The following is a 14,482-nucleotide window of genomic DNA, read 5'->3' on the forward strand; positions in this document are numbered from 1 at the left end:
GGGGACATGCAATCACCCGCCGCAGGTTTCGCAGCCCTTCCGCCGTTTCAGCCCGATCTTGCGGGTCTCGCCATAAAGCCCGTCGTAGATCATCATCTCGCCGCGCAGCACGCTGCCCGCCCCGGTGATGAGCTTCACGGCCTCCAGCGCCATCATCGTGCCGATCACTCCGGGCAGCGGGCCGATCACCCCGGCCTCGGCGCAGGAGGGCGCAAGCCCCGCCGCCGGCGCTTCGGGGAAGATACAGCGATAACAAGGCGCGCCGCGGGCGGGATCAAAGACGCTGAGCTGCCCCTCCCACTGGCTGAGCGCGCCCGAGATCAGCGGCGTGCCCGTCGCAACGCAGGCCGCGTTCACCCGGTAGCGGGTGTCGAAATTGTCGGTCCCGTCGAGCACGAGGTCATAGTCCGCCATCAGATCCTCGGCGATCTCATCGGTCAGACGGCGATGGTAGGGGCGGACCGTGACATGAGGGTTCTGCGCCAGCATCTCGGCCTCGGCCGAGAAGACCTTGGGCGCGCCGATGGCTTTGTCCTTGTGGATCACCTGCCGTTGCAGGTTCGCGTTTTCGACCGCGTCGTCGTCGATCACCCCGATGGTGCCGACGCCCGCCGCGGCGAGATATTGGAGCACCGGCGCGCCGAGACCGCCCGCACCGATCACCAGCACCTTCGCGTTCTTCAGTGCCTTCTGCCCGGGGCCGCCGACCTCACGCAACACGATGTGCCGGGCGTAGCGGTTCAACTCACTCTCCGAAAAACGGCCCGCGGTGGGGGCTTCAGTCGGGGCGTCCGGCGTGGCGCGCGCGCGCAGGGTCGCCAGCCCCTGCCGGTAGAGCAGCACCAGCACGACGAAACCGCCCAAGAGCAGCCAAGGCGCGGCGCTGCCGCCGGTGGCGAGCCGCAGCGGATGGGTGGCCGGAAACAGCAGATGCAGGGCGACCAGCGCCAGATACATCAGCCCGATCAGCCCCGCGCGCAGCCCGCGCGGTAACCCGAGGAAGCCGCCGCCGAACCAAAGCGCCGCCGCGATGATCAAAACAGCCAGCATCACTGCGCCCCCGTCGAGCCAAACCCGCCCGCGCCGCGCGGGGTCTCATCAAGGCGCTCGTCCAGATCGAAGCCCGCCTGCACCACCGGAGCCACAACCATCTGCGCGATGCGCATGCCATGTTCGACGGTGAAAGCCTCCGCCCCCATGTTACCCATGATCACCCCCACCACGCCGCGATAATCGCTGTCGATGGTGCCGGGGCTGTTGATCAGGGTGATCCCATGCTTCAGCGCGAGACCCGAGCGCGGGCGGATCTGCACCTCGAACCCCTGCGGGATCGCCATGTGCAACCCGGTGGAGATCAGCGCCCGCGCGCCGGGGGCCAGATCGACGGCGCCGCCGGGCAGATTGGCCCGCAGGTCCGCCCCCGCCGCCCCGGCGCTTTCATAGGCGGGCAATGGCAGGCTGCGGTCCGCGCCATCGGCCCAGCAGAGTTTGATCGTGGTCATAGCGGCCCCTCAGGCAAGTGCTGCGGCGATACGTTCGGCCAGACGGGCGGCCACGGCATCTTTGCCCATGCGCGGCCAATCCTCCGCCCCGGTCTCGGTGATCAGTGTCACGGCATTCTCGCGCCCGCCCATGATGCCGGTGGCAGGCGAGACGTCATTGGCGACGATCCAGTCACAGCCCTTGCGCTCCCGTTTCGCGGTGGCATGGGCTAGCACGTCGTTCGTCTCGGCGGCAAAGCCTACGACGAGCGGCGGGCGGCCTACGCCGCGCTGGCTGACGGTTTTCAGGATGTCGGGGTTTTCCGCGAAAGTCAGGCTGGGCAGCCCGTCTTTCGATTTCTTCAGCTTACGGTCCCCTGCCCCCTGCACATGCCAATCGGCCACCGCGGCGGCAAAGACGGCGGCATCGGCGGGCAGTGCGGCCTCTACCGCCTGCATCATCTCTTGCGCCGTTTGCACGGGCACGACCTCGACGCCCTCGGGCGGGGCGACCTCGGCGGGGCCGGTGACAAATACGACCTCGGCCCCCAAGCCCATAAGCGCCCGCGCGATGGCTGTACCCTGCGCCCCGGAAGAGCGGTTGGCGATATAGCGCACCGGGTCGATCGGCTCATGCGTCGGGCCGGAGGTGACGAGGATGCGCTTGCCCGCGAGCGGCCCCTGCCCCAGCCGCGCCTCAACAGCCGCGACAATCTCAAGCGGTTCGGCCATCCGTCCCGGCCCGTATTCACCGCAGGCCATATCACCGTCATTCGGCCCGACCATGGCGATGCCATCGCCGCGCAGAGTAGCGATGTTGCGCTGCGTCGCGGGGTGCTGCCACATCCGCACGTTCATCGCAGGTGCCAGCAGCACCGGCGTATCGGTGGCCAAAAGCAAGGTCGATGCCAGATCATTCGCCGCCCCCTGCGCCATCTTGGCCATCAGGTCTGCCGTGGCGGGGGCGACCACCAAGAGGTCCGCCGCGCGGCTCAGCTGGATATGCCCCATCTCGGCCTCATCACCGAGGTCGAAGAGATCGCGAAAGACCTTCACCCCGGTCAAGGCAGATACGGAAAGCGGGGTGACGAACTCTTCGCCCGCGCGGGTCAGCACCGGCGTCACCTTGGCCCCACGCTCGCGCAGACGCCGGATCAGATCGAGGGATTTATAGGCGGCAATGCCGCCGCCGATGATCAGCAGAATATGTTTGCCCGACAGCATAAAGGCCCCCCGTTTGCATTAGGGAGACCTTAATCCGGGGCGGCGAAATCTGCCAGCCCCGGCGGGCATCGCAATGCGGCGTCAGGCCAGAAAGGCAAAGACCTCACGCGATTGCATCTCAAGCGACTTGCGCATCTTGCCAAAGGCCGCGGCTTCAAGCTGGCGGACCCGCTCTTTGCTGAGGCTGAGTTCATCGCCAAGGCTTTCCAAAGTACGCGCAGGATCCCGCAGCTTGCGTTCGCGCACGATGAATTGCTCACGCTCGGACAGGCCCTGCATTGCCGCCAGCAACCAGTTCCGCAACTGCGCCGTGTCATGCTCTTCCTCGACACGCTCCGCCGCCTGGGCGCTCTCATCAGCCAGCGCTTCGATCCACTCGCGGCCCTCATCCTCAGCGCTCTGCGTGGCGTTCAGCGAATAGTCCGAGCCCGACAGACGGCCTTCCATCATCTCGACATCATGCAGCGGCACGCCGATCTCGGTGGAGATCATCTGGCGCAGCTGGTGCTTGTCCAGCGTCTCGCCCATGGCCGTGGCCTCACGTTCCAACCGGGCCTGCACGCGACGCATGTTGAAAAACAGCGATTTCTGAGAGGAGGTCGACCCCGTCCGCACCATCGACCAATTGCGCATCACATGGTCCTGAATGCTCGCCTTGATCCACCAGACCGCATAGGTCGAGAAACGCACGCCGCGGTCGGGGTCAAATTTGTCGGCGGCCTTCATCAGGCCCAGACCCGCCTCTTGGATCAGGTCGTTCATCGGCGCGCCGTAGCGCTTGAACTTGCCCGCCATCGAGATCGCCAGACGCATGTAGGCGGTGATCAAACGGTGCAACGCGGCCTCATCCCGGTGATCGCGCCACGCATAGGCCAATTCCAACTCCGTTTCGGCATCGAGCAATTCGGCCTTCATTGCGGTGCGGGTGAGTGAAAATTCGCGAGCGGTTTGCAATGACATTTGGTATCCCCCTTGAGAAATGCGCGGCGCACCTTGTGATGGGCCTTTGGTGGAGATACGCAGAGACATGCCATTTGGTTCAAATATTTGGTGAGAAGATGTTGCCTAGAACTACCTTTGCCCTAGGCGGGGCGGCCTCGGGCAAGTCGGAATGGGCAGAGGCCCTCGTAAATTCCAGTGGCATGACAAAGACTTACCTCGCCACCGGTCGCATCTGGGATGACGAAGTTCAAGAACGCGTGAACAAGCATCAAGCAAGGCGCGATGCGGGGTGGCGCACCGTCGAATGCCCGCTAGATCTGACCGAACCGCTGGCGAAACTGCCCGCCGGCGAAATCGTGCTGATCGACTGCGCAACCATGTGGCTGAGCAATCACCTGATGGAAGGCAGCGATCTGGAGGCCGCGCAGGCGCAGCTTTTGCAGGCCCTGCGGGGCTGCGCCGCGCATTGGATCGTGGTCTCGAACGAGGTCGGCCAAGGCATCGTGCCCGAGAACGCCATGGCCCGCCAGTTCCGCGAGGCGCAGGGGCGGCTCAACATCGCCTTGGCCGCCGAGGCGGATACGGTGGTGCAGGTCGTCGTCGGCCTGCCGCAACTGCTGAAAGGGGAGATGCCATGACCATTTGGCACTGGGTGCGCCACGGCCCGACCCATGAGAAGAACTTCGTCGGCTGGCGCGATGTCCCGGCGGACCTTTCCGATGCGCCCCGTCTTGCGCGGTTGAATCTGCATCTGCCGGATGAGGCGCTGCTCGTCTCCTCGGACCTGATCCGCGCTGTGCATACGGCCGATGCGCTCGCCCAGCCCTCCCGCCGCCGCCTGCCCCATGAGCAAGAGCTGCGCGAGTTGCATTTCGGCGCTTGGGACGGGCTGCATTTCTCCGAAGTCGCCGCGCGTGACCCGGACCTCAGCCGCGCCTATTGGGAGACCCCCGGCGATGTCATGGCCCCCGAGGGCGAAAGCTGGAACCAGACCAAGGCGCGCGTCGACCGAGTTGTGGCACGGATCAACGCGGCCCACCCCAATGCCCATGTGATCGCCGTGGCCCATTTCGGCGTGATCCTCACGCAGGTGCAGCAAGCCCAAGGCGGCGGCCCGCTAGAGGCGATGGCCCATAAGATCGACAACCTCTCGGTGACGCATCTGTCCCACGACAACGGCCAATGGCGGGTTGAAGGGATCAATCATACGCCCTGACCCACAGTGCCGTTAACCATTCCTAAACCCGTTTTGCCTACCGATTAACCATAGCAAGACGGAGCAGGGGTAATGGTATCGCGGGCCTATACGGTCGCATTTCAAGGGGTCGACGCGCGCATCGTCGAGGTGCAATGCGCGGTCACCGCCGGGCTGCCAGGCTTTTCAATCGTCGGACTGGCGGACAAGGCCGTGTCGGAAGCCCGCGACCGGGTGCGCACGGCGCTCAGCGCCTTGGCCATCGCGCTGCCGTCCAAACGCATCACCGTCAATCTCTCCCCCGCCGACCTGCCCAAGGAAGGCAGCCATTTCGACCTGCCCATCGCGCTGGCGCTGCTCTCGGCCCTCGATATCCTGCCGGATGACATCACCCAGAATGTAGTGGCCTTGGGGGAGCTTTCGCTCGACGGGACACTGATGCCCGTGGTCGGCGCCCTGCCCGCCGCCATGGCCGCCGCCGCCGAGGACCGCAGCTTGCTCTGCCCCGCAGGGTCGGGGGCGGAGGCCGCGTGGGTGGGCAAGACACAGGTCATCGCCGCCGCCAATCTGGGCGACGTGGTGCGCCACTACACCGGGCAGGTGCCGATCGCCCCCGCCGAGCCGGGCGAGGTGCCCCTCGCATTGGCGGGTCGCGACCTGCGCGAGGTCAAAGGCCAAGAACGCGCCAAACGCGCGTTGGAGATCGCCGCGGCCGGGCGGCATCACCTGATGCTGGTCGGCACGCCGGGGTCGGGCAAATCCATGCTGGCCGCGCGGCTGCCCGGCATCCTGCCGCCGCTGACGGCAGGTGAAGCGCTTGAGACCTCGATGATCCACTCCCTCGCCGGGCTGCTCGACGAGGGTGGCATTTCCCGCAGCCGCCCTTTCCGCGAGCCGCATCACACGGCCTCCATGGCTGCGATCATCGGCGGCGGTCGGCAGGCGCGTCCGGGGGAGGCATCTCTGGCCCATAACGGCGTGCTGTTCATGGATGAGTTCCCCGAGTTCAACCGCACCGTCCTCGAAACCCTGCGCCAACCGATCGAGACCGGCGAGGTCATGATCGCGCGCGCCAATGCCCATGTGAAATACCCCTGCCGCTTTATGCTCGTCGCGGCGGCAAACCCCTGCAAATGCGGCTACCTGCCCGACCCGGCCCGCGCCTGCGCCCGTGTCCCGGCTTGCGGGGAAGACTATCTCGGGCGTATCTCCGGCCCGCTGATGGACCGGTTCGATCTGCGCGTCGACGTGCCGCCCGTCAGCTACAGCGACCTCAACCTGCCCGCCAACGGCGAGACCTCGGCCAAGGTCGCGGCAAGGGTCGCCGCCGCGCGGGCGCTTCAATCCACGCGCTACGCGCCGCATGACGGGATTTCGGCCAATGCTGATGCGGCGGGTGACCTGCTCGAAACCGTCGTCAGCCCGGATGCCGAAGCGCGCACGCTGCTTCTGCGCGCAGCAGAACGGTTTTCCTTGTCGGCGCGCGGGTATCACCGGGTCATGCGTGTCGCGCGCACCATCGCCGACCTTGCGGGGGAACCCGAGGTCCGCCGCCCCCATATGGCCGAGGCGATCAGTTTTCGCCTGCCCGATCCGACGGCAGGGCATTGATCCAATCGGCGAGGGCCGCGAGGCTCTGCCGCGCCTCGGGCAGGTGGTTCTGAAACAGCGGCCAGACATGCGGTAGGTCATGGACCTCCTGCAAGGTGGCCGACACGCCCGCTTCGCGCAGACGGGCCGCCAATCGGCGGCTGTCATCACGCAGGATTTCGCTGTCACTTACGGTGAGCCAGACGGGCGGTGCGCCTTTGAAATCAGCGAGAATGGGACTCGCCCGGGGGCTCTCCGCATCCTGCCCCTGAAGATAGAGCCGCGCCATTTCCGTCGCGCGGGCGGCGGGCAACAACACGTCGCTTTCGGCATTCTGAGTGAAACTCGGGCCTGAAAACGTCAGGTCCAACAAGGGGGAAAGCCCAAAGGCGCCAGCAGGCAGCGCCACCCCCTCGCGGCAAAGCTGCGCCAAAAGATCGAAAACCAGCGCGCCGCCCGCGCTGTCGCCGCCAATCACGATATCCCCCGCGGCGATGCCCATTTGACACAGCGCATCCCACGCCGCGCGGATGTCTTGCGCAGGTTTGGGAAAGGCCGCCTCGGGCACGCGCGCATAGCGCGGCAGCACCGCCCGCGCGCCAGTCAGCAGAGATAGGCGCGCGACCATCGCCCGGTGCGTCTCCGGGCTGCCAAACACGAACCCGCCGCCATGAACGTAGAGGATCACACGCCCTTGCGAGGCCTGCGGCGGCGTAAGCCAAAGCGCCGATCCCGCCCCCGGCAGATCACGCCATTCCGCATGCACCTCGCGCGGCCCTTTGAAAAAGAGCCGCGCCTGCATCTCCATCGTGGCCCGCAGGAACTGCGGGTTTGCATGCGCCAGCAAAGGTTTCTCTGTCAGACGCAGGTAGCGGTTCAGAAGATGCTGGCGCAGGCTCACCCGCGCTTGGCCTCAATCGCCTCCCAGATTTTTCCGGCGATATTCTCGCCATCGAACCGTTCCAGCTCTTGAATGCCGGTGGGAGAGGTCACGTTGATCTCGGTCAGATAGTCACCGATCACATCGATCCCGACAAAGATCTGGCCCTTTTCTTTAAGCAATGGCCCGATGGCGGCACAGATCTCCAGATCGCGCTCGGTCAGCCCGACCTTCTCAGGCCGCCCGCCGACATGCATGTTCGATCGCGTCTCGCCCTCCGCCGGGACGCGGTTGATCGCGCCCACGGGCTCCCCGTCCACAAGAATGACGCGCTTGTCACCCTTGGACACGGCAGGCAGGAATTTCTGAACGATGAGCGGCTCACGCGAGAAACCGGTGAACAATTCATGCAGGGAGGTGAGGTTGCGGTCATTGGCGTCCAGCCGGAACACACCGGCCCCGCCATTGCCGTAAAGCGGTTTCAGAATTACATCGCCATGCTTCGCCTTGAAGGCCTTGATGGTCGAAAGATCACGCGCAATCGTGGTGGGCGGCGTCAGATCGGGGAAGTCGAGAACCAGAAGTTTTTCGGGGTAATTGCGGACCCAAAAAGGGTCGTTGACCACCAAGGTGGTTTCTTTCAGCCGGTCCAGCAGGTGGGTCGAGGTGATGTAATGCATGTCGAAAGGCGGGTCTTGGCGCAGCCAGACCACGTCGAAATCCGCCAAATCGACCTCGCGCTCTTCTCCGAACCGGGCATGATCGCCCTGCACGCGCTGCACGGTAAAGTCATAGCCCCGCGCGGTGATCCGCCCCTCTTGGTACGCCAGATGGTCGGGCGTGTAGAAGAACAGCTCATGCCCCCGCGCCTGCGCCTCTTCGGCCAGCCGAAAGCTGCTGTCGGCATTGATGTTCACGTCCCCGATCGGGTCCATTTGAAAGGCGATTTTCATCGGCGTCCCCCGCTGCTTACCTTTGTCGTGATCCGACCCGGACCGACGGTGCAGGCTTCTGGGATCGCTTCTTAGATGGCGCAGCAGGGGCCTATGCGCAATGGGTCAGCCGTGGCCAAAGGCGTTTTCGATGATTTCGGTGGCCCCCTGCCCATCGACAAGCGCCACGTCAAAGCGCACCTCGGTCAGGCTTCCTGCAGGTTCGCCAGCAAGAAATTCCTCGGCGGAGCGGTAGATGCGCTGCATCTGTCGGGCAGAAAGGCTTTCGGCGGCCCGTGCGAAACTACGGCTTTGTTTCACCTCGACAAAGATCAAGGCAGCCCCATCGCGCAGGATCAAATCAATTTCACCAGCGCGGCCCCGCCAACGGCGGCGGGCGATGGCAAAACCGCGCCTTTCATAGTCTTGCGCGATGCGGTTCTCGGCGGCGATCCCGGCATGATAGGCCATGCGCCCCCGTTGGCGCTTGGTCGCAGTTCGTATCCCCGTATCACCCTGCGCCATTTTCATTGCTCCGATCCGCGTTCTAACCTTTGCCGAGCGCCAATGCCGCTTGATAGACCTGCCGCCGTGGCAGGCCATGGGCCTGCGCCACCAAATCGACAGCGTCACGCATCGACATTTCTGTAAGCGCCCGTTGCAAATCTGTTTCTAGGTCAAGGTGATTAACAGAGTCTGAACGGCTGCGATCGATCAGCACGACCACTTCGCCTTTCGGAGCCTTCGCTTGATAAAGCTCGGCGAGGTTTTCTAGGGTACCCCGCTGAATCTCTTCGAATTTCTTGGTCAACTCCCGGCACATTGCCGCTTTACGCCCCGCGCCCAGTGCGGTTGCCGCATCGCGCAGCATGGCGCCGAGCCGTTTGGGCGATTCGTAGAAAACTAGTGTCCCCGGCACGTCGCGCAGCTTTTCCAGCGCCGCGATGCGTGCCGATTTACTATTGGGCAGGAAGCCCGCAAAGAAAAATGCATCCGTCGGCAGGGCGCCCAAGGCCAGCGCGGTCAGCACGGCCGATGGTCCCGGCGCGCAGGTCTGCATCACGCCCGCTTCGGCTGCGGCGCGGCTTAATTCAAACCCCGGATCGGCGATCAGCGGCATGCCCGCCTCCGACGCATAGGCGACAGATTTGCCCTCGCGGATGGCCGCGATCAGCCGCTCTTGCACCGATGTGCCGCTGTGATCGTGCAGCGCCAGCACCTTGCGCCCATCAAGCGGCACCCCATGAATTTCCATCAGCCGCCGCAGGCTGCGCGTGTCCTCTGCCGCCAGCAAATCCGCCGAGGCCAGCGTGTCGAGCGCGCGCAGCGTGATATCGCGTGCGGTGCCGATGGGGACGCCCACGAAATAAAGTCCCGGGGCTAGCTCTGTCTTGTCAAATTTCAACGCTGGACCCGCCTTTCGCAGTCACTATGATCGCGGCCATGTTCCGGCGACCATCGTCGTCTTGCCACCACCGGGGAGTGAATACAAATGATTGCCTGTTTCCGCGCCATCCGCAAGAAGATGCACCTGCTCTTGCTGCCGCTCTTCGCGGTCCTGCTGGCGGCCTGTCAGCCTGTCGCCACGGGCGGCGCCAATTCCGGCGGCCCGCGCATCGACCCTGCGGCCCCCGTCCCCGTGGCGCTCTTGGTTCCGCGGGGCGGCACGGCCAGTGATGAGTTGCTGGCCAAGAACCTCGAAAACGCCGCGCGTCTTGCGATGCGCGATCTGGATGGCGTCCAGATCGACCTGCGCGTTTATGGCACCGCAGGCAATGCCAGCACAGCCGCATCCGTCGCTGCGCAGGCGGTGAATGAAGGGGCCAAGATCATCCTCGGCCCGGTTTACGGCGAAGCGGCCAATGCGGCTGGGGTGGCCGTGGCCTCCTCCGGGGTTAACGTGATCTCCTTCTCGAACAACCCGACCATCGCGGGCGGCAATGTTTTCGTGCTTGGGCCGACTTTTGCCAATACCGCCAACCGGTTGGTGAGCTTTGCAAAGCGCAACGGCAAAGACAAAATGGTCGTGCTGCATGGTCAGGACCTTGCCGGACAACTGGGCCGTGACGCGATCGTTCAAGCGATCAGCGCCAATGGCGCGACGCTGGCAGGCACCGTCGATTACGCGCTGAGCCAAGAGTCGGTCGTGGCCGCCGTGCCGCGCGTCAAAGTGACCATCGAAGGCAGCGGCGCCAATGCGCTCTTCCTCACCACCTCCTCGGCCAGCGCCCTGCCGCTTTTCGCACAGCTGTTGCCCGAGGCTGGCATCCAATCGGCGACCACACAATATGTCGGCCTGACCCGTTGGGACATCCCCGCCCAAACGCTGGAGCTGCCCGGCGTTCAGGGCGGCTGGTTCGCTCTGCCGGACACGGCGGCGAGCGGTGCCTTCTCCAACCGTTACACCGCGGCCTATGGCAGTGATCCGCACCCTCTGGCCGGGCTGGCCTTTGACGGGATCGCGGCAATCGGCTCCTTGGTGAAAGGCGGCAAATCCAACGCGCTTTCCGGGGCCGCGCTGACCCGAGGGGCGGGTTTCCAAGGCGCCAGCGGCATCTTCCGCCTGCGCCGCGATGGCACCAACGAACGCGCCTTGGCCGTGGCCACGATCCGCGACAACCGCGTCGTCGTGCTCGACCCGGCACCGCGCGGCTTTGGCGGGGCTGGTTTCTGAATTGGACCTCGCGAAACCGACAACAACATCAGGCGCGCGTCGACACCCGCGCCTGATTTGCGCGCCCGAACAAATCTTTGACGACACGGCCATCTGGCAAGCCCTCGCCCAGCGCGACAGCACGCTGGAGGGCGCGGCCCTCAGGGCCGAGATCGTCCCCCTGATCCAAGAAGCCCAGCAAGCGGGCCGCAAGGCCATCGCGGCAGGCTTTGCTGAATCGCCCTTCGATGCGCGGGCGATGACCTCTTCCTACACCTATCTCACCGACCAACTGCTGCGCTGCGTCTTGCAGATCGCCACGCAGGTGCTGCACCCCAACCCGAACCCGACCGAGGGTGAACGGCTCGCCATGATTGGCGTCGGCGGCTATGGCCGGGGAGAGATGGCGCCCTTTTCCGATGTCGATCTGCTGTTCCTCATCCCCTACAAAGCGACCGCCTGGTCGGAGAGCGTGATCGAATCGATGCTCTATATCTTGTGGGATTTAAAGCTGAAGGTCGGCCATGCCACCCGCACCATCGAAGACTGCCTGCGGCTGGGGGCGGATGATTTCACCATTCAGACCGCCCTGCTGGAGAACCGCTTCATCGACGGCGATGTGACCCTTGCGCAAGAGCTTTCCGAAAGGCTCAAGAACGAACTTTTCTCAGGCGCGGGAAAGGATTTCATCGAAGCGAAACTTGAAGAGCGCGACAATCGCCACCTGAAACAGGGTGAGCGCTATATGGTCGAGCCAAACGTCAAGGAAGGCAAAGGCGGGCTGCGCGATCTGCATTCGCTGTTCTGGATCGCCAAGTTCATCCATGACGTGGACCGGGTCGCGGATCTGGTCGATCTCGGCGTTTTCCGCGCCGATGAATACGACACCTTCCGCGAGGCCGAGGCTTTTCTCTGGGCCGTGCGAGGGCACCTCCACCTGATTGCCGGGCGCGCGACGGAACAGCTGACCTTCGACATGCAGGTGCAGGTCGCTCAGGCCATGGGCTATCAGGACATCGGCGGCCGGCGCGGCGTCGAGATTTTCATGCAGGCCTATTTCCGCCATGCCACCGCGGTGGGGGATCTGACGCGCATCTTCGTCAGCGGGCTCGAAGCGTCCCATATGAAGGCCGAACCGCTGCTGGAACGCATCTTCCGCCGCCGCCCGAAAATCCGCGAGGGGTTTCAGGTGATCCACAACCGCATCGCGGTGAAGGACGATGAAGAGTTTCTACAAGACAAGCTGAACCTGTTGCGCATCTTCGAAGAAGCGCTGCGCACGGGGATGTTGATCCACCCCGATGCGATGCGCCTAATCAAGGCCAACCTCGCGCTGATCGACGACGACATGCGCCGCACGCCAGAGGCGCGCCGCATCTTCCTTGATCTGCTGCTGAAACACGGCAATCCCGAACGCTCCCTGCGGCGGATGAACGAATTGGGCGTCTTGGGCGCCTTCATCCCTGAGTTCGAGCCGATCGTCGCGATGATGCAGTTCAACATGTATCACTCCTACACGGTGGACGAACACACCATCCAATGTATCGCCAACCTCGCCCGGATCGAAAAGGGCGAGTTGGAAGAAGAACTGCCCGTCGCCTCCTCGATCCTGAAACGCGGGGTGAACCGCAAGGTGCTCTATGTGGCCCTGCTGCTGCATGACATCGGCAAGGGGCGGCCCGAGGACCATTCCATCATCGGCGCGAAACTGGCGCGGCGCATTGGCCCCCGGTTGGGGCTGAAACGCGATGAGGTCGACACAGTGGAATGGCTGGTGCGCTATCATCTGCTGATGTCCGACATGGCCCAGAAACGCGACATCGCCGATCCGCGCACGGTGCGCGACTTTGCCAAGGCGGTGCAGACGGTCAAACGGCTCGACCTACTTTGCGTGCTGACGGTCTGCGACATTCGCGGCGTCGGGCCGAACACGTGGAACAATTGGAAAGCGGTGCTGATCCGCGCCCTCTATCGCCAGACCGAACGGGCGCTGGAAACCGGGCTTGAAGACCTCAACCGCGAGAACCGTGGCGCGGAGGCCAAGAAAGCCCTGCGCGCCGCGCTCTCCGATTGGCCGCGCAAACACCTGCAACGCGAGACGGCCCGCCACTATCCGCCTTATTGGCAGGGTCTGCATGTCACCGCCCATGTCGCCTTTGCGGAACTGCTGCGCGACATCGGCAATGATGATATTCGCATTGATCTGCACCCCGACGAAGACCGCGGCGCGACGCGGGCCTGTTTCGTCATGGCCGATCACCCCGGCATCTTTGCCCGGCTTGCAGGCGCGCTGGCGCTGGTCGGCGCCAATGTGGTGGATGCGCGCAGCTACACCACGAAGGATGGTTTCGTAACTGACGCTTTTTGGATTCAGGACAGCGAGGATCAACCCTATGAAGCCAGGCGCCTGCCGCGGCTGCGCGAGATGATCCTCAAGACCCTGCGCGGCGAGATCGTCGCCCGCGACGCGCTGAAATCCCGCGATAAGGTCAAGAAGCGCGAACGCGCCTTCAAGGTGCCCACGCATATCACCTTCGACAACGAAGGCTCTGAAATCTACACGATAATCGAGGTCGACACCCGCGACCGGCCTGGTCTGCTCTATGATCTGACGCGCACCTTGGCGGCCTCCAACGTCTATATCGCCAATGCGGTGATTGCGACCTATGGCGAACAGGTGGTCGATACTTTCTACGTCAAGGATATGTTCGGCCTGAAATACTATACCGAGGCCAAGCAGCGCACCTTGGAGAAACGCCTGCGCGAAGCGATTGCCGCAGGGGTGGAGCGGGCGGAGGGCTAGCCCCCGCCTCCGCTTCATCGGCGGGTTTTCGCCACCCGCTCTTTGACCGCTTTGCTTTGCGCATCAGATCCTCAAAATCCCTGCAACTCGCCGCTGAGGCGGGATTCCATGAATGAGGGACATATGAGCGTGACACGCGCCGCACTGCCGAACCGGGGCCTGACGGCCCTCTGCGCCACACTTCTTCTCACGGCAGCCTGCGCCAAAGCGCCTGACATCCCGCAGACCTATGATTTCGGCGGCATCGATCCCCAGCGGCATTTCATGGCCGTACAGACCGCCAAAGACATGCGCGCCAAGGGCCAGCGCGTTTGGTGCGTGCCCTTCGCCCGCAATGTCAGCGGCATCCAGATTCGCGGCAATGCGGAGACATGGTGGGGCAAGGCCAAAGGGCTTTACCCGCGCGGCGATGATCCCGTCGTCGGTGCCGTGATGGCCTTCAGCGCCACCCGCTCCATGCCGATGGGGCATATCGCTGTGGTTTCCGATATCGTCTCACCCCGCGAAATCCGGGTGGATCACGCCAATTGGAAGCGCAACGAGGTTTCGCTCAAAATGGCGGTGATCGACGTCTCTGACGACAACGACTGGTCCGCCGTGCGCTTGGAAAGCCAGCCGGGCGCCTTTGGCAGCACCTATCCGATCAACGGGTTCATCTATCCCACGGGGGGATAAGCGCCGGCTTGCCAAAGCGGCGGGCGGGGCCATTCAGCACCGCTCACCGCGATTGCACCGGATGAGCGCCCGCGCTAGGGATCACCGCAGCGCAATTTAAGGCTCCT

General features: G+C 64.2%; 14 protein-coding genes. 6 read left to right on the top strand and 8 right to left on the bottom strand.

The annotated features are described in order from the left end of the window. Window positions 1–12 precede the first annotated feature (12 nt). The 4 genes from ACGYK4_RS13850 to ACGYK4_RS13865 all read right to left on the bottom strand — a co-directional run bounded on the left by ACGYK4_RS13850 (window position 13) and on the right by ACGYK4_RS13865 (window position 3,665). Complete coding sequence (locus ACGYK4_RS13850) at window positions 13–1,050, bottom strand: HesA/MoeB/ThiF family protein (RefSeq protein WP_394457028.1); 1,038 nt, start codon at window positions 1,048–1,050, stop codon at window positions 13–15. Further along, the gene (dut, locus tag ACGYK4_RS13855) at window positions 1,050–1,502 is read right to left on the bottom strand and encodes a dUTP diphosphatase (RefSeq protein ID WP_394457030.1); all 453 of its coding nucleotides are present in this window, start codon (window positions 1,500–1,502) and stop codon (window positions 1,050–1,052) included. The genes ACGYK4_RS13850 and dut overlap by 1 nt, the downstream gene beginning before the upstream one ends. Window positions 1,503–1,511: 9 nt before the next feature. Next, window positions 1,512–2,705 (bottom strand): bifunctional phosphopantothenoylcysteine decarboxylase/phosphopantothenate--cysteine ligase CoaBC, encoded by a 1,194-nt coding sequence (coaBC, locus tag ACGYK4_RS13860; protein WP_394457032.1) that lies wholly within the window; start codon window positions 2,703–2,705, stop codon window positions 1,512–1,514. Window positions 2,706–2,786: 81 nt separating this feature from the next. Next, window positions 2,787–3,665 carry an RNA polymerase factor sigma-32 gene (locus tag ACGYK4_RS13865; RefSeq protein ID WP_067265311.1) on the bottom strand — a complete coding sequence of 293 codons (879 nt, stop codon included), beginning with the start codon at window positions 3,663–3,665 and terminating at the stop codon, window positions 2,787–2,789. A gap of 98 nt (window positions 3,666–3,763) precedes the next feature. Here ACGYK4_RS13865 and cobU point away from each other — a divergent pair, with 98 nt between their 5' ends. The 3 genes from cobU (at window position 3,764) to ACGYK4_RS13880 (ending at window position 6,453) form a co-directional block, all read left to right on the top strand. Further along, window positions 3,764–4,285 carry a bifunctional adenosylcobinamide kinase/adenosylcobinamide-phosphate guanylyltransferase gene (gene cobU, locus ACGYK4_RS13870; protein ID WP_394432038.1) on the top strand — a complete coding sequence of 174 codons (522 nt, stop codon included), beginning with the start codon at window positions 3,764–3,766 and terminating at the stop codon, window positions 4,283–4,285. Then, window positions 4,282–4,863 (top strand): histidine phosphatase family protein, encoded by a 582-nt coding sequence (locus ACGYK4_RS13875; RefSeq protein ID WP_394432040.1) that lies wholly within the window; start codon window positions 4,282–4,284, stop codon window positions 4,861–4,863. The genes cobU and ACGYK4_RS13875 overlap by 4 nt, the downstream gene beginning before the upstream one ends. 72 nt (window positions 4,864–4,935) lie before the next feature. Then, the gene (locus tag ACGYK4_RS13880) at window positions 4,936–6,453 is read left to right on the top strand and encodes a YifB family Mg chelatase-like AAA ATPase (RefSeq protein ID WP_394432042.1); all 1,518 of its coding nucleotides are present in this window, start codon (window positions 4,936–4,938) and stop codon (window positions 6,451–6,453) included. Here the strand turns inward: ACGYK4_RS13880 and ACGYK4_RS13885 are convergent. From ACGYK4_RS13885 to rsmI, 4 genes are all read right to left on the bottom strand, one after another. Then, window positions 6,416–7,333: an alpha/beta hydrolase gene (locus ACGYK4_RS13885; RefSeq protein ID WP_394432044.1), complete on the bottom strand. Its 918-nt coding sequence runs from the start codon at window positions 7,331–7,333 to the stop codon at window positions 6,416–6,418. The genes ACGYK4_RS13880 and ACGYK4_RS13885 overlap by 38 nt on opposite strands. Beyond that, complete coding sequence (gshB, locus tag ACGYK4_RS13890; protein WP_209217012.1) at window positions 7,330–8,265, bottom strand: glutathione synthase; 936 nt, start codon at window positions 8,263–8,265, stop codon at window positions 7,330–7,332. Before gshB ends, ACGYK4_RS13885 begins: the two co-directional genes overlap by 4 nt. A gap of 105 nt (window positions 8,266–8,370) precedes the next feature. Beyond that, on the bottom strand, window positions 8,371–8,715 hold the full coding sequence (locus tag ACGYK4_RS13895; RefSeq protein ID WP_276154079.1) for a YraN family protein: 345 nt from the start codon (window positions 8,713–8,715) through the stop codon (window positions 8,371–8,373). 76 nt (window positions 8,716–8,791) lie between these two features. Then, complete coding sequence (gene rsmI, locus ACGYK4_RS13900; protein ID WP_394432047.1) at window positions 8,792–9,649, bottom strand: 16S rRNA (cytidine(1402)-2'-O)-methyltransferase; 858 nt, start codon at window positions 9,647–9,649, stop codon at window positions 8,792–8,794. 87 nt (window positions 9,650–9,736) lie between these two features. Here rsmI and ACGYK4_RS13905 point away from each other — a divergent pair, with 87 nt between their 5' ends. From ACGYK4_RS13905 to ACGYK4_RS13915, 3 genes are all read left to right on the top strand, one after another. Next, window positions 9,737–10,918 carry a penicillin-binding protein activator gene (locus ACGYK4_RS13905; protein ID WP_394457034.1) on the top strand — a complete coding sequence of 394 codons (1,182 nt, stop codon included), beginning with the start codon at window positions 9,737–9,739 and terminating at the stop codon, window positions 10,916–10,918. A gap of 1 nt (window position 10,919) precedes the next feature. Then, on the top strand, window positions 10,920–13,700 hold the full coding sequence (locus ACGYK4_RS13910; protein WP_394457036.1) for a [protein-PII] uridylyltransferase: 2,781 nt from the start codon (window positions 10,920–10,922) through the stop codon (window positions 13,698–13,700). 123 nt (window positions 13,701–13,823) lie between these two features. Next, window positions 13,824–14,375 (top strand): CHAP domain-containing protein, encoded by a 552-nt coding sequence (locus tag ACGYK4_RS13915; protein WP_394457037.1) that lies wholly within the window; start codon window positions 13,824–13,826, stop codon window positions 14,373–14,375. The last annotated feature ends 107 nt before the right edge of the window (window positions 14,376–14,482 follow it).

It is taken from the genome of Sulfitobacter sp. 1A13368, assembly GCF_043557275.1.
Taxonomy (GTDB): Bacteria; Pseudomonadota; Alphaproteobacteria; order Rhodobacterales; family Rhodobacteraceae; genus Sulfitobacter; species Sulfitobacter faviae.

Coding starts and splice junctions, on each gene's coding strand:
- gshB (WP_209217012.1), bottom strand. CDS start 8,265: ATGAAAATCGCCTTTCAAATGGACCCGATCGGGGACGTGAACATCAAT.
- ACGYK4_RS13865 (WP_067265311.1), bottom strand. CDS start 3,665: ATGTCATTGCAAACCGCTCGCGAATTTTCACTCACCCGCACCGCAATG.
- ACGYK4_RS13875 (WP_394432040.1), top strand. CDS start 4,282: ATGACCATTTGGCACTGGGTGCGCCACGGCCCGACCCATGAGAAGAAC.
- dut (WP_394457030.1), bottom strand. CDS start 1,502: ATGACCACGATCAAACTCTGCTGGGCCGATGGCGCGGACCGCAGCCTG.
- ACGYK4_RS13915 (WP_394457037.1), top strand. CDS start 13,824: ATGAGCGTGACACGCGCCGCACTGCCGAACCGGGGCCTGACGGCCCTC.
- ACGYK4_RS13850 (WP_394457028.1), bottom strand. CDS start 1,050: ATGCTGGCTGTTTTGATCATCGCGGCGGCGCTTTGGTTCGGCGGCGGC.
- ACGYK4_RS13905 (WP_394457034.1), top strand. CDS start 9,737: ATGATTGCCTGTTTCCGCGCCATCCGCAAGAAGATGCACCTGCTCTTG.
- ACGYK4_RS13895 (WP_276154079.1), bottom strand. CDS start 8,715: ATGGCCTATCATGCCGGGATCGCCGCCGAGAACCGCATCGCGCAAGAC.
- coaBC (WP_394457032.1), bottom strand. CDS start 2,705: ATGCTGTCGGGCAAACATATTCTGCTGATCATCGGCGGCGGCATTGCC.
- cobU (WP_394432038.1), top strand. CDS start 3,764: ATGTTGCCTAGAACTACCTTTGCCCTAGGCGGGGCGGCCTCGGGCAAG.
- ACGYK4_RS13880 (WP_394432042.1), top strand. CDS start 4,936: ATGGTATCGCGGGCCTATACGGTCGCATTTCAAGGGGTCGACGCGCGC.